General features: G+C 49.8%; 18 protein-coding genes, 6 tRNA genes and 1 other RNA gene. 10 read left to right on the top strand and 15 right to left on the bottom strand.

All coding sequences use genetic code 11. The features are described 5' to 3' along the window. The first annotated feature begins 106 nt into the window (after nt 1–106). From xapA to NNO02_RS18660, 3 genes are all read left to right on the top strand, one after another. Nucleotides 107–937 carry a xanthosine phosphorylase gene (gene xapA, locus NNO02_RS18670; RefSeq protein ID WP_271440199.1) on the top strand — a complete coding sequence of 277 codons (831 nt, stop codon included), beginning with the start codon at nt 107–109 and terminating at the stop codon, nt 935–937. Nucleotides 938–994: 57 nt separating this feature from the next. After that, nucleotides 995–2,251: a nucleoside permease gene (locus tag NNO02_RS18665; protein ID WP_271448564.1), complete on the top strand. Its 1,257-nt coding sequence runs from the start codon at nt 995–997 to the stop codon at nt 2,249–2,251. A gap of 265 nt (nt 2,252–2,516) precedes the next feature. Continuing rightward, the gene (locus NNO02_RS18660; RefSeq protein WP_271440201.1) at nt 2,517–3,401 is read left to right on the top strand and encodes a LysR family transcriptional regulator; all 885 of its coding nucleotides are present in this window, start codon (nt 2,517–2,519) and stop codon (nt 3,399–3,401) included. A 319-nt stretch (nt 3,402–3,720) separates the two neighbouring features. On the opposite strand, the gene NNO02_RS18655 is transcribed toward NNO02_RS18660, so the two are convergent. The 5 genes from NNO02_RS18655 to NNO02_RS18635 form a co-directional block, all read right to left on the bottom strand. Continuing rightward, nucleotides 3,721–3,846: non-coding RNA, RtT sRNA (locus NNO02_RS18655), on the bottom strand. Nucleotides 3,847–3,875: 29 nt separating this feature from the next. After that, nucleotides 3,876–3,951, bottom strand: a tRNA-Lys gene (locus tag NNO02_RS18650). A 4-nt stretch (nt 3,952–3,955) separates the two neighbouring features. Further along, nucleotides 3,956–4,031 (bottom strand) — tRNA-Val (locus tag NNO02_RS18645). A gap of 46 nt (nt 4,032–4,077) precedes the next feature. Further along, nucleotides 4,078–4,153, bottom strand: a tRNA-Val gene (locus NNO02_RS18640). 46 nt (nt 4,154–4,199) lie between these two features. Then, nucleotides 4,200–4,275 (bottom strand) — tRNA-Val (locus tag NNO02_RS18635). A 258-nt stretch (nt 4,276–4,533) separates the two neighbouring features. Between NNO02_RS18635 and gltX the strand changes: the two genes are divergently transcribed. Continuing rightward, nucleotides 4,534–5,949: a glutamate--tRNA ligase gene (gene gltX, locus NNO02_RS18630; protein ID WP_271455463.1), complete on the top strand. Its 1,416-nt coding sequence runs from the start codon at nt 4,534–4,536 to the stop codon at nt 5,947–5,949. 56 nt (nt 5,950–6,005) lie between these two features. On the opposite strand, the gene NNO02_RS18625 is transcribed toward gltX, so the two are convergent. Then, nucleotides 6,006–6,398: a MerR family transcriptional regulator gene (locus NNO02_RS18625; protein ID WP_005130008.1), complete on the bottom strand. Its 393-nt coding sequence runs from the start codon at nt 6,396–6,398 to the stop codon at nt 6,006–6,008. 1 nt (nt 6,399) lies between these two features. Continuing rightward, nucleotides 6,400–6,762: a YfeC-like transcriptional regulator gene (locus NNO02_RS18620; protein ID WP_003028277.1), complete on the bottom strand. Its 363-nt coding sequence runs from the start codon at nt 6,760–6,762 to the stop codon at nt 6,400–6,402. Between the two features lie 221 nt (nt 6,763–6,983). Here NNO02_RS18620 and NNO02_RS18615 point away from each other — a divergent pair. Together NNO02_RS18615 and NNO02_RS18610 are read left to right on the top strand one after the other, a co-directional pair. Further along, nucleotides 6,984–7,059: transfer RNA gene (locus NNO02_RS18615), tRNA-Ala, on the top strand. Between the two features lie 38 nt (nt 7,060–7,097). Continuing rightward, nucleotides 7,098–7,173 (top strand) — tRNA-Ala (locus NNO02_RS18610). Between the two features lie 147 nt (nt 7,174–7,320). Here NNO02_RS18610 and nupC read toward each other — a convergent pair. Further along, nucleotides 7,321–8,523, bottom strand: a complete 1,203-nt coding sequence (nupC, locus tag NNO02_RS18605) for a nucleoside permease NupC (RefSeq protein WP_048210997.1) — start codon at nt 8,521–8,523, stop codon at nt 7,321–7,323. A 273-nt stretch (nt 8,524–8,796) separates the two neighbouring features. On the opposite strand from nupC, the gene NNO02_RS23885 reads away from it, so the two are divergent. Then, nucleotides 8,797–8,871, top strand: coding sequence for a hypothetical protein (locus tag NNO02_RS23885; protein WP_418219455.1), 75 nt, complete (start codon nt 8,797–8,799; stop codon nt 8,869–8,871). Then, entirely contained in the window at nt 8,868–10,106 is a 1,239-nt protein-coding gene (locus tag NNO02_RS18600) for an Nramp family divalent metal transporter (protein WP_137384265.1), read from the top strand. Before NNO02_RS23885 ends, NNO02_RS18600 begins: the two co-directional genes overlap by 4 nt. Nucleotides 10,107–10,157: 51 nt before the next feature. Here NNO02_RS18600 and NNO02_RS18595 read toward each other — a convergent pair whose 3' ends face one another. The 6 genes from NNO02_RS18595 to mgrA all read right to left on the bottom strand — a co-directional run bounded on the left by NNO02_RS18595 (nt 10,158) and on the right by mgrA (nt 16,708). Continuing rightward, nucleotides 10,158–11,150 carry an ABC transporter permease gene (locus tag NNO02_RS18595; RefSeq protein WP_271455462.1) on the bottom strand — a complete coding sequence of 331 codons (993 nt, stop codon included), beginning with the start codon at nt 11,148–11,150 and terminating at the stop codon, nt 10,158–10,160. Between the two features lie 13 nt (nt 11,151–11,163). Next, nucleotides 11,164–12,690: a sugar ABC transporter ATP-binding protein gene (locus NNO02_RS18590; RefSeq protein WP_271455461.1), complete on the bottom strand. Its 1,527-nt coding sequence runs from the start codon at nt 12,688–12,690 to the stop codon at nt 11,164–11,166. Between the two features lie 73 nt (nt 12,691–12,763). Beyond that, on the bottom strand, nt 12,764–13,726 hold the full coding sequence (locus NNO02_RS18585; RefSeq protein ID WP_137384263.1) for a sugar ABC transporter substrate-binding protein: 963 nt from the start codon (nt 13,724–13,726) through the stop codon (nt 12,764–12,766). Nucleotides 13,727–13,771: 45 nt separating this feature from the next. After that, entirely contained in the window at nt 13,772–14,977 is a 1,206-nt protein-coding gene (locus NNO02_RS18580; RefSeq protein ID WP_271448561.1) for a PfkB family carbohydrate kinase, read from the bottom strand. Between the two features lie 277 nt (nt 14,978–15,254). Continuing rightward, complete coding sequence (gene ypeC, locus NNO02_RS18575; RefSeq protein WP_005122377.1) at nt 15,255–15,581, bottom strand: DUF2502 domain-containing protein YpeC; 327 nt, start codon at nt 15,579–15,581, stop codon at nt 15,255–15,257. A gap of 137 nt (nt 15,582–15,718) precedes the next feature. After that, complete coding sequence (gene mgrA / locus NNO02_RS18570; RefSeq protein WP_271448560.1) at nt 15,719–16,708, bottom strand: L-glyceraldehyde 3-phosphate reductase; 990 nt, start codon at nt 16,706–16,708, stop codon at nt 15,719–15,721. A 183-nt stretch (nt 16,709–16,891) separates the two neighbouring features. Here mgrA and NNO02_RS18565 point away from each other — a divergent pair, with 183 nt between their 5' ends. Then, on the top strand, nt 16,892–18,544 hold the full coding sequence (locus NNO02_RS18565; RefSeq protein WP_271448559.1) for an alpha-keto acid decarboxylase family protein: 1,653 nt from the start codon (nt 16,892–16,894) through the stop codon (nt 18,542–18,544). Here the strand turns inward: NNO02_RS18565 and NNO02_RS18560 are convergent, their stop codons facing one another. Next, complete coding sequence (locus tag NNO02_RS18560) at nt 18,545–19,780, bottom strand: ion channel protein (RefSeq protein ID WP_271455460.1); 1,236 nt, start codon at nt 19,778–19,780, stop codon at nt 18,545–18,547. A 204-nt stretch (nt 19,781–19,984) separates the two neighbouring features. Here NNO02_RS18560 and glk point away from each other — a divergent pair, with 204 nt between their 5' ends. Further along, complete coding sequence (glk, locus tag NNO02_RS18555; protein ID WP_271455459.1) at nt 19,985–20,950, top strand: glucokinase; 966 nt, start codon at nt 19,985–19,987, stop codon at nt 20,948–20,950. Nucleotides 20,951–21,080 lie beyond the last annotated feature (130 nt).

Here is a 21,080-nt window from a genome sequence, read left to right as displayed (position 1 = left end):
ATATTGAATTATGCAGGAAACGGTATTGGTAAGGCTCATGTGATTCCCGCTATAAACGAAGGGTGTCAGATTTCATTCAATTAATAAGCCCTTAGAAGGACATATCATGAGCCACTCTTTCTCGCAAAATCCCTGGTACAGTGCTGATATTATTCGTCGCTATAAACCCGACTTTACCCCACGTGTCGCCTTTATTCTGGGGTCCGGTCTGGGCGCGCTGGCTGAACAAATTGAAGGTGCTGTGGCTATTTCCTACGAAAAGCTGCCGGGTTTCCCGGTGAGTACCGTCCATGGGCATGCCGGAGAACTGGTGCTTGGTCATCTGGCAGGGGTCCCGGTAGCTTGCATGAAAGGGCGTGGCCATTTTTATGAAGGCCGTGGTATGGCGGTAATGACTGACGCCGTTCGTACGCTGAAATTACTGGGTTGCGAATTGTTGTTCAGCACTAATGCCGCGGGATCTTTACGTCCTGAAGTGGGGCCGGGGAGCCTGGTTGCACTACGCGACCATATCAATACGATGCCGGGTACCCCGATGGTTGGGTTAAATGATGAGCGTTTTGGCGATCGCTTCTTCTCATTGGCGAATGCTTATGATGCAGATTACCGCGCCATTCTCCAGACCGTTGCGGCAGATGAAGGATTCCCTCTCACTGAAGGCGTATTTGTTTCTTATCCTGGACCGAACTTCGAAACAGCAGCTGAGATTCGCATGATGCAAATTATTGGCGGCGATGTGGTGGGCATGTCTGTTGTACCTGAAGTTATTGCTGCTCGCCATTGCGACCTGAAAGTTGTGGCAGTATCAGCGATTACCAATCTGGCGGAAGGATTGGGTGATGTAAAACTGTCCCATGAGCAAACACTGGCAGCAGCCGAACTTTCTCGTCAGAACTTTATCAATCTGATTTGTGGTTTCTTACGCAAGCTGGCCTAAATACACAATAACAATAGCCCCGCATCAGGGGCTTTACCCTACGGCAAGGAATAAAAAATGGGTATTATTTCCCGATTAAAAATTATGTCGTTTTTGCAATATTTTATCTGGGGTAGTTGGTTGGTAACCCTGGGTTCATACATGATAAACACCTTACATTTTACGGGGGCCAACGTTGGCATGGTATACAGCTCCAAAGGCCTGGCGGCGATTATTATGCCTGGCATTATGGGGATCATTGCCGACAAATGGTTACGCGCGGAACGTGCGTATATGCTGTGCCATCTGGTCTGCGCCGGTGTGTTGCTGTATGCCACAACCGTCACGGATTCGGACACGATGTTTTGGGTCATGTTAGTCAATGCCATGGCCTACATGCCGACGATCGCATTATCGAACAGTGTTTCCTACTCTTGCCTGGCAAAAGCGGGTCTGGACCCTGTCACATCATTTCCACCCGTACGCGTTTTTGGCACCATTGGGTTTATCGTGGCTATGTGGACAGTCAGTCTGATGGGGCTGGAATTGAGCAGCGCACAGTTGTATATCGCCTCCGGTGCATCGTTGCTGCTTGCGCTTTATGCTCTCACGTTGCCGAAAATTCCGGTTGCAGAGAAAAAAGAATCAGCAACACTTGCCAGTAAGTTGGGACTGGATGCGTTTGTTCTGTTTAAAAACCCGCGTATGGCAATCTTCTTTTTGTTTGCAATGATGCTGGGGGCGGTACTGCAAATTACCAACGTCTTTGGTAATCCGTTCCTGCATGATTTCGCCCGTAACCCTGAGTTTGCCAATAGCTTTGTGGTGCAATATCCTTCAATTCTATTGTCGGTTTCTCAGATGGCAGAAGTCGGCTTTATCCTCACTATCCCGTTCTTTCTCAAACGCTTTGGCATCAAAACGGTGATGCTGATGAGCATGCTGGCGTGGACGTTGCGCTTTGGGTTCTTTGCGTTCGGCGATCCTTCTCCGTTTGGTTTTGTGCTGCTTCTTATGTCGATGATTGTCTACGGCTGTGCGTTTGATTTCTTCAACATCTCAGGTTCGGTGTTTGTGGAGCAGGAGGTCAGTTCCAATATACGTGCCAGTGCACAAGGGCTGTTTATGACGATGGTGAATGGTGTTGGTGCATGGGTAGGTTCGATTTTAAGCGGTATGGCTGTCGATTATTTCTCTATTGATGGAGTAAAAGACTGGCAAACCATCTGGCTGGTATTTGCTGCTTATGCACTGGCGCTGGCGGTTGTATTCGCATTGTTCTTTAAGTACCAGCATCATCCAGAAAAGTTGGCGACTAACTCATTGGCACATTAATTTATATATCACTGGCGAGTAAATACTCGCCAGTTTGCTTTATAAGCGACAGCAATGCGTAAAGAAGTAATTCCCTTTTAGGGTATTGAGGCTGACAATGGCACATTATTAATTTTACGCTATATATCTATTTTCATGCCTGTCTTTTCCCAACGTACTCTCTATTATCTGTATGCATATCGGATATCTGGTCGTTAAAACTCTTTTTTATCAGGTAATGTGGTAAATTCCAGACCTTATCCCTCATTCATGGAGTGCAACAGTTATGGAACGTGCCCATCGTATTGATCTGAAGTTATTGCGTTATTTCCTTGCTGTTGCAGAAGAACTGCATTTTGGTCGGGCTGCTGCCCGGTTGAATATGTCGCAACCCCCTTTGAGTATTCATATCAAAGAACTTGAACATCAACTTGGCACTTTGCTGTTCATCCGTCACTCCCGTAGTGTTGCGTTAACCCATGCAGGGACTATTTTGATGGAGGAGTCCCGTCGTTTGTTAGCCAGCGCCAATCAGGCATTGGCACGCGTAGAGCAGATTGGTCGTGGTGAAACAGGACGAATTGAACTTGGTGTTATCGGTACGGCAATGTGGGGAAAAATGCGCCCGGTCATGCGGCGTTTTTTGAAGGAAAATCCCAACGTTGAAGTGCTATTTCGCGAGCATATGCCGGCAATGCAGATGACGATGCTGGAGCGGCGTGAGCTGGATGCAGGAGTATGGCGGATGGCGACTGAACCTTCGCCTGGATTCACCAGCTTGCGTTTGCATGAGTCCTCTTTTCTGGTAGCGATGCCAGAAGAGCACCCACTGGCCGCGCTTGCAGCGATACCATTGGAAGCGTTACGGAACGAATATTTTGTCACGATGCCTTCCGTTCATACTGACTGGACATTTTTGCAGCGTGTTTGCCTGAGCGTCGGCTTTACGCCAATGATTATTCGCGAGGTGAGGGAGCCGCAAACGGTACTGGCGATGATCAGTATGGGGATTGGGATTACCTTAATCGCAGACAGTTATGCGCAGATGAACTGGCCGGGAGTGGTGTTCCGCCCGTTAGAGGAACGTATTCCGGCGGATTTGTACATTGTGTACGACCAACAACAGGCAACGCCCGCGCTGGAGAAACTGGTAGCGGCATTGACGATGTGATGTCTGTGCCGGATGGCGACTAACGTCTTATCCGGCCTACGCGTGTAGTGTTGTCTGTGCCGGATGGCGACTAACGTCTTATCCGGCCTACGCGTGCGGTATTGTCTGTGCCGGATGGCGACTAACGTCTTATCCGGCCTACGCGTGTAGTGTTGTCTGTGCCGGATGACGACTAACGTCTTATCCAGCCCACGCGTGTGCGGTATTGTCTGTAGGCCTGATAAGCGCAGCGCATCAGGCAAGACCCGAACCTGCTGCAGGTTCGAATCGTTAAATTTTGCGCATAGCAAAAAGGCGCCTTTAGGGCGCCTTTTTACATTGGTGGGTCGTGCAGGATGACTCGCTTCGCTCGCCCTTCGGGCCGTCGCCGTAAACGGCTCCGTTGTCTCACTACGTTCGACCCGAACCTGCTGCAGGTTCGAATCTTTCATATCGCAGATAGCAAAAAGGCGCCTTTAGGGCGCCTTTTTACATTGGTGGGTCGTGCAGGATTCGAACCTGCGACCAATTGATTAAAAGTCAACTGCTCTACCAACTGAGCTAACGACCCGAAGTGGTGGGTGATGACGGGATCGAACCGCCGACCCCCTCCTTGTAAGGGAGGTGCTCTCCCAGCTGAGCTAATCACCCACTTCGGTACTTCATTTTATTGTAAGAAATCCAGCTGGCGAGAAAGTGGTGGGTGATGACGGGATCGAACCGCCGACCCCCTCCTTGTAAGGGAGGTGCTCTCCCAGCTGAGCTAATCACCCACTTCTCAATTTCTTACTTTACACGGCGGAGACTACTTAAAGTAGTTGGTGGGTGATGACGGGTTCGAACCGCCGACCCCCTCCTTGTAAGGGAGGTGCTCTCCCAGCTGAGCTAATCACCCCCGCTGTGTGGAGTCGCATTATAGGGAGAGTTGAAAATGAGTCAACGCATTTTCTAAAGAAATTGTTCGTTCGTCGTAAATTTAAGCAAAACGATCGCAAAACAATCCATGTCGCATGATTTGTATACGAAAATGGCAAAGCGTGATGTTCCAACCTGAACAACATTGAGGAATCAGACCACAGTGATAGAATACCAGCCTGATAATCTTCCCAGGATTTGCCGGTTGTCGGCATCTTTATAAACGTAAGGCCATTTCATGAAAATCAAAACTCGCTTCGCGCCAAGCCCGACAGGTTACCTGCACGTCGGCGGTGCGCGTACTGCTCTTTATTCCTGGCTTTTTGCACGTAACCATGGCGGTGAGTTTGTGCTGCGTATTGAAGACACCGATCTCGAACGCTCCACGCCGGAAGCTATTGAAGCCATTATGGATGGCATGAACTGGCTGAATCTGGAGTGGGATGAGGGCCCGTATTTCCAGACTAAACGTTTTGATCGTTACAATGCTGTCATCGATGAGATGCTGGAAGCAGGTACGGCATATAAATGCTATTGCTCCAAAGAACGCCTGGACGCGCTGCGCGAAGAGCAGATGGCGAATGGCGAGAAACCACGTTACGACGGTCGCTGCCGTCATAGCCATGAGCACCACGCGGATGACGAACCTTGCGTCGTACGCTTTGCGAACCCGCAGGACGGGTCCGTTATTTTTGATGACCAGATCCGTGGGCCGATCGAATTCAGCAACCAGGAGCTGGACGACCTGATCATCCGCCGTACTGATGGTTCCCCGACTTATAACTTTTGCGTTGTGGTTGATGACTGGGATATGGAAATCACCCACGTCATTCGTGGCGAAGACCATATCAACAACACCCCACGTCAGATCAACATCCTGAAAGCGTTGAACGCACCGGTCCCGGTTTATGCTCACGTATCGATGATCAACGGCGACGACGGCAAAAAACTCTCTAAACGTCACGGTGCGGTCAGCGTTATGCAGTATCGCGACGACGGCTACCTGCCAGAAGCGTTGCTGAACTATCTGGTACGTCTGGGGTGGTCCAGCGGCGATCAGGAGATCTTCACCCGTGAAGAAATGATCAAACTGTTCTCTCTCGGTGCGGTGAGCAAGTCTGCAAGCGCGTTCAACACTGAAAAACTGCAGTGGCTGAACCACCACTACATTAATGCACTGGCGCCAGAATATGTGGCGACACATCTGCAGTGGCACATCGAGCAGGAAAATATCGATACGCGCGTTGGCCCGCAGTTGTCTGAGCTGGTAAAACTGCTGGGTGAACGCTGTAAGACGCTGAAAGAGATGGCGCAGAGCTGCCGCTACTTCTACGAAGACTTTGCTGAGTTCGATGCCGATGCAGCGAAGAAACACCTGCGTCCGGTTGCCCGTCAGCCGCTGGAAGTGGTTCGCGACAAACTGGCTGCTATCAGCGAATGGACCGCGGAAAACGTGCACCACGCGATTCAGGCAACCGCTGATGAGCTGGAAGTGGGTATGGGGAAAGTCGGGATGCCGCTGCGCGTAGCCGTAACCGGTGCGGGTCAGTCTCCTGCGTTAGACGTTACGGTGCATGCGATTGGTAAATCTCGCAGCATTGAACGTATTAACAAAGCGCTCGCGTTTATTGCTGAGCGTGAAAGTCAGCAGTAAGACGGGTTAAGAGATAAAAAAACGGCAGGCGCATAGCCTGCCGTTTTTTTTGGTATTTATTCAGACTCATCAATGCCCAGACGGGTCAGGAAAGTGCGAATACCTTCGCGCGAAATATACATCGCCAGTTTTTCCTGTTCCGTTGGCGACATGTTATCCAGTGCGCTGATTATCTGACGGCAGGCGTGGCTGCGAACCACGTGTGTATACTCGGCAAGCGGTTCTTCTGCCTGATAAAATTCTGGCACCTTGCGAAAAGCTGGAATATTGAGCAGAAACTCTCGGACGCCTGCATCAATATGAATAAGCCTTGCGCGACCACCTTTAACACCGGGAAATTTTTCGGTTGTCCAGTTTTGCTCTCTGATCCAACGATTGACGGTTTGTTTGGCGACACCGAGGCATTCAGCCAGCTCTTCGGTGGTCATTTTACTGCGTAATTTTTTCATATTATTTGTTGTCGCGAATCCCTAAGCGTTGTAACAAACCCGTAATGCCTTCACGCAGGATCAGCGACGTAAACATTTTCTGTTCTGATGGCGTCATTTCTTTGGCGAGTCTTATCAGTAGAGCTTCGATGGAGGTGTCACCTGATAAAGATAAATTATCTGATAAGCCTTCCGCTGAACGCTCAGCACTGCGAATGTATTCACGAACTTGTTCGGTAACGTGAACCAGACGGGCTTTACCGCCCTGAACGCCTGGTTTGGGCGAGGTAGCCCAACCTTCCTTGCGCACCCATTTATTGATGGTCTGTCGGCTGTATCCGGTCAGATTAGCAAGTTCTTCTGGCGTCATCCGTTCCTTGAACATAACGATTCCCTGAATAGTCGTGGGGTTAATTAGTGGCTCATTTTATAGCACCATTTTAGTAGAAACCGTGACGCGTTTAACTACTGAATGCGAGTTGTTGCGCAATGTTCTTCATTTGCCTGCTTTTTCAGCGATTGAATTCTATGAGTTAATTTTGCCGTTGACACACGCGAAGGGAATTCATATGATGCCGCCCGTCAACTCGACAAGCTTTACGTGACGGGGCTATAGCTCAGCTGGGAGAGCGCTTGCATGGCATGCAAGAGGTCAGCGGTTCGATCCCGCTTAGCTCCACCAAATTTAATCCCAATGAATTTGGTACGTAAACGCATCGTGGGGCTATAGCTCAGCTGGGAGAGCGCTTGCATGGCATGCAAGAGGTCAGCGGTTCGATCCCGCTTAGCTCCACCAAAATTGAAACCCTCGCTGAAAAGCGGGGGTTTTTTGCATCTGCTTCCTGCCTATGTTTCTCGCTTATTTGCTTAGATTGCTGGATAACAGACATAAAAAAACCGGGGAGAATATCCCCGGTTTGGTAACGGCTGTATTGATGTCGTCTTACAGCACCAGTGCTGCAATGGAAGCAGACAGTACGCTGACCAGCGTAGAACCGTATACCAGTTTCAGACCAAAGCGAGAAACCACGTTACCTTGCTCTTCGTTCAGGCCTTTAATTGCACCTGCAATGATACCGATAGAAGAGAAGTTCGCGAAGGAAACCAGGAATACAGAGATAATGCCTTCAGCGCGCGGAGAGAGCGTAGAGGCGATTTTCTGCAGGTCCATCATTGCGACGAATTCGTTGGAAACCAGTTTGGTTGCCATGATACTGCCCACCTGCAGCGCTTCGCTGGACGGCACACCCATCACCCATGCAATCGGGTAGAAGATGTAACCCAGGATGCCCTGGAAGGAGATGCTGTAGCCAAACCAACCGGTAACGGTAGCGAACAGGGCGTTCAGGGCAGCGATCAGCGCGATGAAACCAATCAGCATTGCCGCAACGATAATCGCAACTTTGAAGCCTGCCAGAATGTATTCACCCAACATTTCGAAGAAGCTCTGACCTTCGTGCAGATTGGACATCTGAATATTTTCTTCGCTGGCATCAACGGTATAAGGGTTGATCAGTGACAGAACAATAAAGGTGCTGAACATGTTCAGAACCAGCGCAGCAACAACGTATTTTGGTTCCAGCATCGTCATGTACGCGCCGACGATAGACATGGAAACGGTAGACATCGCCGTTGCTGCCATGGTGTACATGCGGTTGCGAGACATTTTACCGAGGATATCTTTATAGGCGATAAAGTTCTCGGACTGACCCAGGATCAGGGAGCTAACGGCGTTGAAGGATTCCAGTTTGCCCATACCGTTCACTTTGGATAACAGGAAACCAATCGCGCGGATGATAACCGGCAGAACACGGATATGCTGCAAAATACCGATCAGGGCGGAAATGAAGACGATTGGGCAAAGCACTTTCAGGAAGAAGAATGCCAGGCCTTTATCATTCATACTGCCGAAGACAAAGTTAGTCCCTTCATTAGCGAATCCGAGCAGTTTTTCAAACATCTCGGAGAAGCCTCTTACAAAGCCCAGGCCGACATCAGAGTTCAGGAAGAACCATGCCAGTAACACTTCGATAACAAGCAATTGAATAACATAACGAATGCGGATTTTTTTACGGTCACTGCTTACCAGCAGTGCGAGTACCGCAACCACGGCAAGGGCCAGGACAAAGTGAAGAACGCGGTCCATATTTGCTCCAAATTTGAGGCAGATTTAGTTTTCGTGCACATTCTATGTAACAACAGTAAAGAAAACGAGATCAAACACACACTATAATAAGGACCTGTGACGAGATTCAAAATTAGTGATCGGTGATACACTTCCATTATGTTTAGTATGGAAGTGAAAAGTTATGTCACTGTGCTAATCTCATAACAATAATCAAACATCTTACCGGCATTTCCAAATTTCTTACCGTTCCATAGACAAACGCTATCAGAGAAATCAACTTCACCCATTAAAATGAATTTGATAATCATTCTCAATAGGCGTAGCTTGAAACATAGCAAAGGCTATGTTTCTGAGGCACTAAAATGACTAACGATCGCGTTGAGAGTAGCAGTGGACGGGCAGCGCGCAAGTTGAAGCTCGCATTAATGGGACCTGCGTTCATCGCGGCTATCGGATATATCGATCCCGGTAACTTTGCTACGAATATCCAGGCAGGGGCCAGCTTTGGCTACAAACTGCTGTGGGTTGTGGTCTGGGCAAACCTGATGGCTATGCTGATTCAGGTGCTGTCGGCCAAGCTTGGCATTGCCACCGGTAAAAACCTGGCGGAACAGATCCGTGATCACTATCCTCGTCCAGTGGTTTGGTTTTACTGGGTACAGGCCGAAATTATTGCGATGGCGACCGATCTTGCAGAATTTATTGGCGCTGCGATTGGCTTTAAACTCATCCTTGGCGTTTCGCTGCTGCAGGGGGCTGTGCTCACGGGTATTGCGACATTTTTAATTCTGATGCTGCAGCGTCGCGGGCAGAAACCCCTGGAAAAAGTGATCGGCGGTTTGTTGTTATTCGTGGCCGCGGCATACATTGTCGAGCTGATCTTTTCCCAACCGAACCTTGCGCAGCTTAGCAAAGGAATGGTTATACCAAGTCTGCCCAATTCTGAAGCGGTGTTCCTGGCGGCCGGTGTGCTTGGCGCTACCATCATGCCGCACGTCATTTATCTGCACTCCTCCTTAACCCAGCATTTGCACGGTGGTACGCGCCAACAGCGTTACGCAGCGACGAAATGGGATGTGGCTATCGCCATGACGATTGCCGGATTTGTGAATCTGGCGATGATGGCGACCGCAGCAGCCGCGTTTCACTTTAGCGGGCATACCGGTATCGCAGACCTGGACCAGGCCTATCTGACGCTTGAACCGCTGCTGAGCCATGCTGCTGCTACCGTATTTGGTTTAAGCCTGGTGGCAGCAGGGCTTTCCTCTACCGTGGTTGGCACGCTGGCGGGGCAGGTGGTTATGCAAGGTTTTATCCGCTTTCATATCCCGCTCTGGGTGCGTCGTAGCGTCACCATGATGCCGTCATTTATTGTGATTCTAATGGGGCTTGATCCCACCCGGATTCTGGTGATGAGTCAGGTATTACTCAGCTTTGGTATCGCCCTGGCGCTGGTACCGCTACTGATTTTTACCAGCAACAGCCAACTGATGGGGGATTTAGTTAATAGCCGTTGGGTGAAACAGATAGGCTGGGTGATTGTGGTGCTGGTCGTGGCACTGAATATTTGGCTGCTCGTCGGAACCGCGCTCGGATTGTAACAGGGCTTTCATCTGCTGTGGTTACCCGGTCAAGCCGGGTAACCCTCATGATTATTTTTTATTTAAGTGGCTACGGTATGTATCAAGTACCACTGCAACGATTATCACGGCCCCTGTTATAAAACGTTTTGTCGGCTCGCTTGCGCCAATTTGCGCCAGTCCCGCTGCCAGAACGGAAATAATCAACGCGCCAAGAAACGTACAGATAATAGAGCCACGTCCTCCCATCAGGCTCGTGCCACCAATCACAACGGCGGCAATCACCTGTAGTTCCATGCCAACGCCGCTATTGGGGTCGGCGGCTTCAAGACGGGCAACCTGAAACAGCGACGCCAGACCGGATAATCCCCCCATCAAAGCAAAGACTGCGATCTTATAAGGACCCGGATTTATACCTGACAATCGAACGGCTTCTTCATTGGTGCCAATACCGATCAAATGGCGACCAAATACGGTTCGCGTCAGCACCAGATGTCCAGCGACAATGACAACGATCGCGATAATAAAAGAAGGGGAGACGCCAAAGAGAATGGGGTCGGCTAAATAATCATAAATAGAACCGATATACGCGGTCCGCGAGTCAGTTAACTGATACGCTGCTCCGCGGGCCATTTCCAGAACGCCCAGTGAGACGATAAACGCCGGAATACGCCAGGCAACGGTAATCAGGCCCGTTAGCGCCCCAACGAATGTGGCGAGTGCTACGCCTGAAAGCGCGGCCAGCCAGGGCGTCCAATGAAAATTTAAATAGGTGACGCTGACGACCGCAGCAGCAAGCGCCAGCAACGATCCAACGGAAAGGTCGATGCCGGCAATGATTAAGATAAATGTCATCCCCACCGACATGACGATTAAATCGGGGATCTGATTCGCAATAGTGCTGAAAGTGTTCATGCTCCAGAAATGAGAACTGAGGCATGAAAATAGGACGATCATTGCGGCTAACGCTCCGAGCAACCCGATATAGCTACTTAGACCTTTCCATGACGTCGGTATATTTCGTTTCTCTGCTGCCGCTTGTTTTGTCGCAAAATTGTTTTTCATTTTTTATCCCCGGCTACTCGCTGACAGTCTCTTCTGAATGCTGATAGGCCGAAAATGCAGCCGCTAAAATGCGATCCTGGCTCCAGTTATCACGTGTAAATGTGTTCACTAACTTGCCATCGGAAATGACCGCAATACGATCGCAAACCAGCATCAGTTCGCGCAGGTCGCTGGAAACGACAACAACGCCTTTTCCCTTCGCCGTTAACGTATTCAGTAATTGATAAATATCTTGCTTGGCACCTACATCAATACCGCGAGTCGGCTCATCAAATAAGACGACTTCACAGTCTCGCTCCAGCCAGCGGCTAATGAGAACTTTCTGCTGGTTACCACCTGACAGGCTTTCCACAGCCTGTGAGGTGTTCGTTGTACGAACGCCTAAATTTTTGATGTGCTTATTCGCTAATGTGGTTTCACTCAATGTGTTAACGACCGACAGATGGCTAATTTTGTCGCTGTTACCCAACGAGATATTTGCGGCAACCGACTGTGGTAGCAGAAGCCCTTCACCTTTACGATCCTCAGTGACTAAGGCGATACCGTGTCGGATAGCTTGTGCAGGCGAACGGATCACCACCGGTTTTAGTGGAGTGCCAATCAGTAATGTGCCACTGTCTATTTTGTCCGCGCCAAAAATAGCGCGTAGCAGCTCTGTCCTGCCAGAGCCGACCAGGCCACTAATGCCGAGCACTTCGCCACTATGCAAGGTAAACGACGTGTCGCGAATGATTTTCCCACGCTTAAAATTTTCCACTTTCAGGATGGGCTGACCTGCCTGGCGTCCACTTAAATCAAATGAACTTTCTAAATCGCGGCCGACCATCAACGAAACAAGTTGATCGCGGGTATAACGTTTAATATCGTCCACGCAAACCAAATGACCATCACGTAGTACCGCGATGTCATCGGCTATCATCGCAAGCTCATCCAGTCGGTGAGAAATATAAATTATTGAAACGCCTCGGGCTTTGAAGAGCGCTATTTGTTTAAACAGCAGTTCGACCTCACGACTACTAAGCATGGCCGTCGGTTCATCCAGAATCAGTACCCGGCTTTCACCAATCAGGTTTCTGGCGATTTCGATCATCTGTTGGTGACCAATACCCAATTCGCCCACCAGCGTATTTGGATCGACTGATTGCAGCCCAACCATTGCCATTACCGGACGGGCCATTTCTGCTAGCTTTTTTCGATCGATCCAGCCGAATCGATGCGGAAGTTGTTCGAGAAATAAATTTTCTGCAACCGACAACGTAGGCAGTAAATTGAGTTCTTGCATAACCATGCGAACACCCAGCTTTTCTGCATCTTTTCGGCTCGCAGGTGCGTAAGGCTTCCCCTGATAAACCATTTTCCCGGTCGTTGCGTTGGTTAACCCGCCAATAATTTTTGATAACGTACTTTTCCCGGCACCGTTTTCTCCCGTCAGGGCCAGTACTTTTCCTGGATATAATGCTAGCGTCACATCCACCAGAACAGGTTCACTGTAGGTTTTACCTACCCCCTGTATTGTGAGGATTTCTTGCCCACTTTTCATATTCTGGCCTTATCCTGTAAGCCGCTCTGATACTCAATTGATGGCAGTACCACAGCGGCGCACTGTAATCCGCTTATTGTTTGACGATCAGTTTTATTGGTGTTTCTACGTTGCTGGAGAGCTCACTCTGTTTTTTGCCATTTTTTAAGGCATCAAGGGCGGCATCAATACCAAATACAGCTTGTTGAGAGGCAAATTGGTCCGCGGTTGCTAAAACACGACCGTCATTTAACATAGGCTTAATCGCTTCGATATTGTCATAGCCGACAACCAGAACCTGTCCTTTTTTCCCGGCAGAACGGATGGCGGAAACGGCACCTAATGCCATATTATCGTTATCGGCTAACAGTGCTTTGATATCAGGATACTCACTTAACATTGCCGCAGCGACCGCATTGGCGTTGTTAATTTCCCACTGGCCAGATTGAACAGAGACGACTTTCATACCGCCCTGCGCCATTGCATTTTGGAAGCCCAGAGTACGTTGCTGAGAGTTGCTGGAGGTAGGGATGCCCTCAATAATACCAACCTGATCGCCGGCCTTAAGATGCTTCGCTAAATAATCGCCAATTTCTTTTGCACCTTTTTGGTTATCCGGGCCAACAAAAGGAATATTCAGGTTTTTATCTTTAAGTACACCGTCATCAAATTTGTTATCAATGTTGATGACAATAATACCGGCATCAATTGCCTTCTTAATGACTGGTACAAGGGCTTTCGAATCTGATGGTGCAATGATAATCGCATCGGCTTTTGAGACAATCATTTGTTCAACGATCTGGATTTGATTTGCCGTATCTGTTTCGTTTTTGATGCCGTTAGAAATCAAATCAAACTTGTCGGCATTTTTTTTCTGATACTCTTTTGCTCCGGTTTCCATGGTCAGGAAAAACTCATTTGCCAGTGATTTCATCACCAGCGCGACTTTAGGTTTATGCGTCTGAGTATCGGCGGCAAAAGCAGGGGCGGTGAAAGTGGCGGAAAGCGCTAAACCGACTGTGGCACCGATAACACGATAAAACATTTTATTTTTCATGAAATTATCCTATAGGTGTAGGGGGCTGAATGATGCTCTAAACAGCTACTGCATACGATGATAAACGAGTGAATTGTTGGGCATATTTGATGCACCTTTACGTTCAACTTTCAACGAGGCAAACGCAGAAGCATACTGCGCTGCATTGATGAGTCCTTTACCGTTTGCAATGCATGCAGCCAGTGCCCCGGTAAAGGCATCGCCTGCTCCACTGGTATCGACCACGGCTGATTTATAGGCAGGAATATGCGTGAAAACTGTGCCATCAAAGATCAGACAACCGTCGCTACCTAACGTGATAATGACGCATTTTGCGCCTTGCACATAAATGCTCCTGGCGGCATTTTTGGCCGAATAGATATCAACAATGTTGATACCAGATAACGCTTCAGCTTCAATTTTGTTCGGCGTAATAATGTCAATTAAATGCAATATTTCTTTGATCTCTGAAACATAAGGTGCCGGGTTCAGGACAACCAGCGATTTTCCGAGTTTTGCCTGCATGATAGCGAAACGCGTGATCGGAAAATTATTCTCCAGCTGAGTTAAAAAAACTTTGCAATTACGGATGGTATCAATATCCAATAGAATATCTTCCTGGGTAAATGTTTCATTGGCCCCAAGATCGATACTGATCATATTGTCACCCGTGGCACCTGAAACCCATACCATTGCAATGCCCGTGGATGACATTTCATTTTCAAAAAAAGAAAAAGAAGAAATTTCAGTATTGGTTAAATATCTTTTGGCTTTTTTGGAAAACTCATCAGCTCCTAACTTAACGGTAAGATGAACATTGTTATTGATTTTAGCCGCGGCAACCGCCTGGTTTGTGCCTTTTCCTCCAGCATAAAAACGGGTTGCAGAGGCTCGGATGGTCTGGCCAATCTGAGGGAATGTCGTCGTTTCAGAAACAATATCGATATTAAATGAACCAAGTATGTAAATGCTATCATCTATATAGCTATTTTTTTTGGCATGAGCAGAAACCGATACAATTTCTTTGTGGCTTTTGAACCCATTCAATATGGTGTTGGTGAAAGACTGTTCAAATAATGATTCATCAGATGCGCTTTTTAATTGTGCACCACCATGAAATAACGAGAAAAGACTATTCTGACTTAATTCATTTAAGTCATTACGGATCGTGCGAGTTGTGACAGATAATTCCTTTGCTAATTCGCTAACATAAACCTTTTTATCGGTTACTAACTTAACCCGAATGGCCTTTTGTCTTTCTTGTTTTTTCATTAGCGCTCACCCCAGGTTTTATAATATTAAATTAATGTTAATATTTATCGCGCAAAGTTCAAAAAAAACACGATAAATCGGAATTTTTTTTTCCGATTTTGCGAATTTGTGAAATGAACAGGAAATTTACGGGAAAACAGGGGAGAGCGGATGTGACTGCTCGTCATCTGGCGATGGGCAAAGCGTGATGCAAAAAGGGCCTGGGTATAGACACAGGCCCTGGCTAACTCGATGATTTGTGTGAACAGTACTCCCCGCATGATGGGGATTTGTTACATTAATGGCGGTGCCCGTGGCCACGTCCACGCCCGCGATGGTCATCGCGATCGTTCCAGCCTTCACGATAGCCGCGCTCATAAGCTTTGCGCTTATCCCAGCCGCGATGATAGCCGTTGTCATGACGCCACCAACGATTTTTGCGCCATTCATAATTATGGTGCCAGTAATCCCGGTCACGCCAGCGCCCACCGTCCCAGTAGTTGCCGTAGTTATCGCGATCGCCAATTTGTAATTTAATCGACGGCAGCAGGGTAATTTCGCCAGCGTTTGCGGCCAGCGGTGCAAAAGCCAATAAGACTGCCGCCAGAATCAGTGACCTGAACATTCTTTCTCTCCTTCACGATCGAGCCGTAGCCGGCCTGTTAACGCAATATTACGGGGCAGTAAAGCCCCGTTTCATCGCCTTAACTCTTAAATCGTCAGAGAGCGCACTTTTTGTTAATAAATGTGTCTTTATTTCCATCAACCCAGGATGGCGTCGATCTCCGCACACTCTTCGGCAGAGAAATGACGGTTTGCCAGCATGCCAACGGCATCTTCAATTTGCGCAGGTTTGCTGGCGCCAATCAGTACTGACGTCACTTTATCATCGCGAAGAACCCAGGCTAACGCCATCTGGGACAGTTTTTGTCCCCGGCGCCCGGCCAGCGCATTAAGGGCACGGACTTTTTCCAGTTTTTGTGGGGTGATCTGGTCTGGGTTGAGAAAACGGCTGGCACTCGCTGCCCGGGAATCCGCCGGAATACCGTTCAGATAGCGGTCAGTTAATTGCCCGCCAGCCAGTGGGGAAAAGGCGATACTGCCCACACCTTTCTCCTGTAAGAGTGACAGCAGTCCCCCCTCAACCTCGCGTTCAAACATGGAATATTTCGGCTGGTGGATGAGACACGGTGTCCCTAAATCATCGAGTATTTCGATCGCCTGCCTGGCGAGATCCGTCGGATAGTTAGAGAGTCCTACGTACAACGCTTTCCCCTGACGCACAATATGATGCAGCGCGTTCATGGTTTCTCTGAGCGGTGTTTGGGGATCGGGGCGGTGATGATAGAAGATATCAACATACTCCAGCCCCATACGTTTCAGGCTTTGATCGAGGCTGGCAATAAGGTACTTGCGCGATCCCCAGTCACCGTAGGGACCTTCCCACATGGTATAGCCCGCTTTAGTCGAGATTATCAGTTCATCCCGGTACGATAAAAAATCTTCCTGCAGGATGCGACCGAAGTTTCGTTCAGCCGAACCCGGCGGTGGGCCGTAGTTATTCGCCAGATCAAAATGGCTGATCCCCAGATCGAAGGCGTGCTGTAATAAAGCTCGGCTGTTTTCGACCTGAGTGGTGTCACCAAAATTGTGCCACAGACCCAGGGAGACAATCGGCAGTTTAAGCCCGCTCTGACCGCAGCGGCGGTATTCCATTGTGTGATAGCGATTTTCGTTAGCCTGATAAGCCATGTCGCCTCCTTCCAGAATATATGTGCCTTTCAGTGTATACGGTTACACAATCGATTCTTCAAGGACATTTTGATCGTCAAAACTGTACACCCTGCTTTCCACCTCCTTCGCAGCGACATTCCTGGACAGTCATCACAGTTCTTCGATACTCAACATGAGGTTACCGTCAGAAGGATAGCTGTCATGCAAACCCCGTATTCCGTTGCTGATTATCTGCTGGACAGGCTGGCAGGCTGTGGCATTGACCATCTGTTTGGTGTGCCGGGCGATTACAATTTGCAGTTTCTTGACCACGTTATTGACCACTCAAGCGTGCGTTGGGTCGGGTGTGCGAATGAATTGAATGCGGCGTATGCCGCGGATGGCTATGCCAGGGTAGTTGGAGCGGGAGCGCTGCTTACCACTTTTGGTGTGGGCGAGTTAAGCGCAATTAATGGCATTGCAGGAAGTTACGCGGAATACGTTCCTGTCCTGCATATTGTCGGGGCACCATGTCGCAGCGCTCAGCGTCGTGGCGAGTTAATGCATCACACCCTCGGCGACGGTGACTTTCAGCATTTCTACCGTATGCAACAGTCAGTGACGATAGCCAGTGCAGTGCTGGATGAACAAAATGCCTGCTATGAAATTGACCGCGTGTTGCAGGCGATGTTAACGGAAAGACGACCGGGTTACCTGATGCTACCTGCTGATGTTGCGAAACAACCCGCCACACCACCGAGTGACATACTTATTGTTCCCTTGAGCGAGCCGGAAAGTAGTGTAGCTGCTGCGTTTCGCTATCATGCGCGTGAGCAGTTACTGGACAGTTCGCGCGTGTCGCTATTAGCCGATTTTCTCGCGCTACGCTTTGGCTTGCAGCCCGTTTTACAACGCTGGATGACGGAAACGCCGATGGCTCATGCCACGCTGTTGATGGGCAAAGGATTGTTTGACGAGCGACATCCGGCGTTTGTGGGCACATACAGTGCGGGGGCCAGCAGTGATTATGTGCGCCAGGCGATAGAAGATGCCGATACGATTATTTGCGTCGGCACCCGGTTTGTTGACACCCTGACCGCCGGGTTTACGCAAAACTTACCTCTTGAGCGAACGATTGAGGTTCAACCCCATGCGTCGCGGGTTGGGGGAAGCTGGTTTAACATCCCGATGGAACAGGCGGTTACTACGCTACGGGAACTGTGCCTGGAAATGTCGTTTTCGCTTCCGCCTGAACGTCCTTGTGCCGGGCGTCTGCAGGTTGAGAAAGGCCCTCTGACGCAGGGAAATTTCTGGCATACGGTGCAACAGTATCTGGCCCCCGACGATATTATCCTTGTCGATCAGGGGACCGCAGCATTTGGCGCAGCTGCGCTGTCACTTCCTGCCGGGGTGGAAGTACTGGTCCAGCCGTTGTGGGGGTCAATCGGTTACGCTTTGCCTGCTGCATTCGGGGCGCAAACAGCCTTCCCGCACCGTAGGGTGATCCTGATTATTGGCGATGGCGCGGCACAGCTCACCATTCAGGAGTTGGGAACCATGCTTAGGGACGGGCAAACACCTGTTATTTTGCTGCTCAATAATGACGGTTATACCGTGGAACGAGCCATTCATGGTGCGAACCAACGATACAATGATATAGCCGGATGGAGCTGGACGCTGGTGCCGCAGGCGCTAAGTCGTGAATGTCAGGCGGAATGCTGGCGCGTGAAGCAGGCTGTCCAACTGGAAGAGGTTCTGGCTCGTCTGGCAAAACCGCAACGCCTCTCGTTGATAGAAGTGGTGTTGCCGAAAGCTGACCTTCCCGAACTCTTGCGCACGGTGACCCGTGCGCTGGAATCCCGCAACGGGGGGTAGCTATTTATCGGGACGGTCAGCAATCATCATTGGTTTTCCGGCTAATAGCAGCCAGGCCGGAAGCATGACGATGCACAACAGCGGTAGTAGGGTGGTGTCCGGCACCACCACTGCCGCCATAAACAGGCTCAGCCATGCATCACGAGTGACGACCAGTACCAATCCCAGAATGGCGCAGGAGACCGTAATCGCGGCAGGAACGGCTTCGACATGGGCGTGCAGCATCAGCCCCAGCGCGACGCCAACGAATACCGCAGGGAAAATCCGCCCACCGCGAAAACCACTCGCAGCAGCCACGACCAGCGCCGCCAGCTTTATCACCGCCAGCATGAAATAGTCCGAGGCTCCCAGCGTCTGGCTAAATGCCATTTGCTGCATCTCATCCAGACCCTTAAACAGAGTCAGTGGTCCTCCGATAACACCCAAAATACCGAGGATAAAGCCTCCCGCGCCGAGGATCAGCACCGGGTGTTTCAGGCGATGTATCAGATGGTGCAAACGCGGCAGACACCATACGGCCACCATCCCCGCCGCGATAGCAATGGCCGCAACGACCGCGCCACTGAAGATATCGACCAGATGCATCTGCGTATAATGCGCGATAGGCAGCGAAAAGTGGGGATGAAAGAACAGGCTGGTGGTGAGTGATCCTGCCGCGGCGGCCATTAACGGTGCGAACAGACGGTCCCATAAGGGGACATCGTTGGAGCTGTTCAGCGTTTGCGAAAAGACCAGCGCAGCGGCAACCGGGGTACCAAATAGTGCCCCGATGGTGCCAGCAGAGGCGAGGATGGTCCAGTCCAGCTTCGCAATTCGCGGAAACATGCGGCTACCTATCGCCACTGCCAGCGCAATGTTAACGGTCATGATGGGGTGCTCTGGACCCAAACTGACACCCCCTGCGAGGCCAATAATCAGGGCGGCCAGCAATCCTGGCAACGCAGAGGTCGAGACGGGCATACCGATTAAGGGTTCACAGGCTGGGTCAGGGCCCGCATGACCATGACTGTAGCGGATGATGAGCCCGACCATGACCCCGGTAAGCGTGAGCATAGCAATAATCCAGAATGGAGAATCCTGGGCAATACCGATGCTTATGGGCAGACGTTCCCACAAAAATTGCTGTAAAACGGAAGCCACTTTCATCACAGCAATCAGCACCAGACTGGACGCTACCCCAATCAGTAACGCAGGCGTTGATAGCAAGAGCATCGTTCTGGCTCGCGGATGGAGCATTTTCTATTCCTTAATGCAGAGTCATAGACGTAGTTTGCACAGCCTGCCCAACGGCATCGCTGCAAATGGTGCTGAAACGATAAAGTAATTCTGTGACCTGGATCGATATTCCACGGGCATCAGTCTTCAGGGCGTTGTTGTTATGCCCCCATGAATTTACAGTGTGACAAAGATTTATTCTGACTTTAGCGGAGCCGTGGAAGAATGACAAAATATGCTTTAGTGGGTGATGTTGGCGGCACCAACGCGCGTCTTGCTCTGTGCGATATTGCCAGTGGCGAGATTTCGCAAGCGAAAACCTATTCCGGGCTGGATTACCCGAGCCTTGAAGCCGTTGTGCGCGTGTACCTGGATGAGCATAGCGTTAGCGTCAAAGATGGCTGTATCGCTATTGCCTGCCCAATAACCGGTGACTGGGTGGCTATGACCAACCATACCTGGGCATTTTCTATTGCTGAGATGAAAAGGAATCTGGGCTTTAGCCATCTGGAAATCATCAATGATTTCACTGCCGTATCAATGGCAATCCCAATGCTGAAAAAAGAGCATTTGATCCAGTTTGGCGGCGCTGAGCCTGTCGAGGGCAAACCTATTGCGGTCTATGGTGCAGGCACCGGTCTCGGCGTAGCGCATCTGGTACATGTGGATAAACGCTGGGTGAGCCTGCCAGGCGAGGGAGGGCATGTAGATTTTGCGCCGAACAGCGAGGAAGAAGCTATTATCCTGGAGGTGTTGAGGGCTGAGATTGGTCACGTTTCGGCAGAGCGCGTGCTGTCCGGTCCTGGGCTGGTAAATCTGTATCGCGCGATTGTCAAATCCGACGGACGTCTGCCGGAAAATCTGCAACCGAAAGATATTACGGAACGCGCACTGGCCGATTCCTGTATTGACTGTCGTCGTGCCCTGTCGCTGTTTTGCGTCATCATGGGTCGGTTTGGCGGCGATCTGGCATTAACGTTAGGGACGTTTGGCGGGGTGTACATTGCCGGTGGCATCGTGCCGCGCTTCCTGGAATTCTTTAAAGCATCGGGTTTTCGCGGTGGTTTTGAGGATAAAGGGCGTTTTAAAGCCTATGTGCAGGATATCCCGGTCTATCTGATTGTGCATGAGAATCCCGGTCTGCTTGGTTCCGGCGCGCATTTACGCCAGACGCTGGGGCATATTCTGTAAGACTCGTGCCGGATAGCGCTTTGCGCTTATCCGGCCAACAACGAAAATAATTCCGTTGACGGTTAAAACTGAAACACCCTGAGGATGTGGGCGATTTTTTGTATTATCAATTATTACAAATGTCATTATG

Source organism: Citrobacter sp. Awk 2 (assembly GCF_028069815.1).
In the GTDB taxonomy this organism is placed as follows: domain Bacteria; phylum Pseudomonadota; class Gammaproteobacteria; order Enterobacterales; family Enterobacteriaceae; genus Citrobacter.
This window is presented reverse-complemented; position numbering and strand designations above follow the sequence as displayed.

What these genes read in the sequence shown, in the direction of transcription:
- xapA (WP_271440199.1), top strand. Translation starts at nt 107, where the DNA reads ATGAGCCACTCTTTCTCGCAAAATCCCTGGTACAGTGCTGATATTATT.
- NNO02_RS18665 (WP_271448564.1), top strand. Translation starts at nt 995, where the DNA reads ATGGGTATTATTTCCCGATTAAAAATTATGTCGTTTTTGCAATATTTT.
- NNO02_RS18660 (WP_271440201.1), top strand. Translation starts at nt 2,517, where the DNA reads ATGGAACGTGCCCATCGTATTGATCTGAAGTTATTGCGTTATTTCCTT.
- gltX (WP_271455463.1), top strand. Translation starts at nt 4,534, where the DNA reads ATGAAAATCAAAACTCGCTTCGCGCCAAGCCCGACAGGTTACCTGCAC.
- NNO02_RS18625 (WP_005130008.1), bottom strand. Translation starts at nt 6,398, where the DNA reads ATGAAAAAATTACGCAGTAAAATGACCACCGAAGAGCTGGCTGAATGC.
- NNO02_RS18620 (WP_003028277.1), bottom strand. Translation starts at nt 6,762, where the DNA reads ATGTTCAAGGAACGGATGACGCCAGAAGAACTTGCTAATCTGACCGGA.
- nupC (WP_048210997.1), bottom strand. Translation starts at nt 8,523, where the DNA reads ATGGACCGCGTTCTTCACTTTGTCCTGGCCCTTGCCGTGGTTGCGGTA.
- NNO02_RS18600 (WP_137384265.1), top strand. Translation starts at nt 8,868, where the DNA reads ATGACTAACGATCGCGTTGAGAGTAGCAGTGGACGGGCAGCGCGCAAG.
- NNO02_RS18595 (WP_271455462.1), bottom strand. Translation starts at nt 11,150, where the DNA reads ATGAAAAACAATTTTGCGACAAAACAAGCGGCAGCAGAGAAACGAAAT.
- NNO02_RS18590 (WP_271455461.1), bottom strand. Translation starts at nt 12,690, where the DNA reads ATGAAAAGTGGGCAAGAAATCCTCACAATACAGGGGGTAGGTAAAACC.
- NNO02_RS18585 (WP_137384263.1), bottom strand. Translation starts at nt 13,726, where the DNA reads ATGAAAAATAAAATGTTTTATCGTGTTATCGGTGCCACAGTCGGTTTA.
- NNO02_RS18580 (WP_271448561.1), bottom strand. Translation starts at nt 14,977, where the DNA reads ATGAAAAAACAAGAAAGACAAAAGGCCATTCGGGTTAAGTTAGTAACC.
- ypeC (WP_005122377.1), bottom strand. Translation starts at nt 15,581, where the DNA reads ATGTTCAGGTCACTGATTCTGGCGGCAGTCTTATTGGCTTTTGCACCG.
- mgrA (WP_271448560.1), bottom strand. Translation starts at nt 16,708, where the DNA reads ATGGCTTATCAGGCTAACGAAAATCGCTATCACACAATGGAATACCGC.
- NNO02_RS18565 (WP_271448559.1), top strand. Translation starts at nt 16,892, where the DNA reads ATGCAAACCCCGTATTCCGTTGCTGATTATCTGCTGGACAGGCTGGCA.
- NNO02_RS18560 (WP_271455460.1), bottom strand. Translation starts at nt 19,780, where the DNA reads ATGCTCCATCCGCGAGCCAGAACGATGCTCTTGCTATCAACGCCTGCG.
- glk (WP_271455459.1), top strand. Translation starts at nt 19,985, where the DNA reads ATGACAAAATATGCTTTAGTGGGTGATGTTGGCGGCACCAACGCGCGT.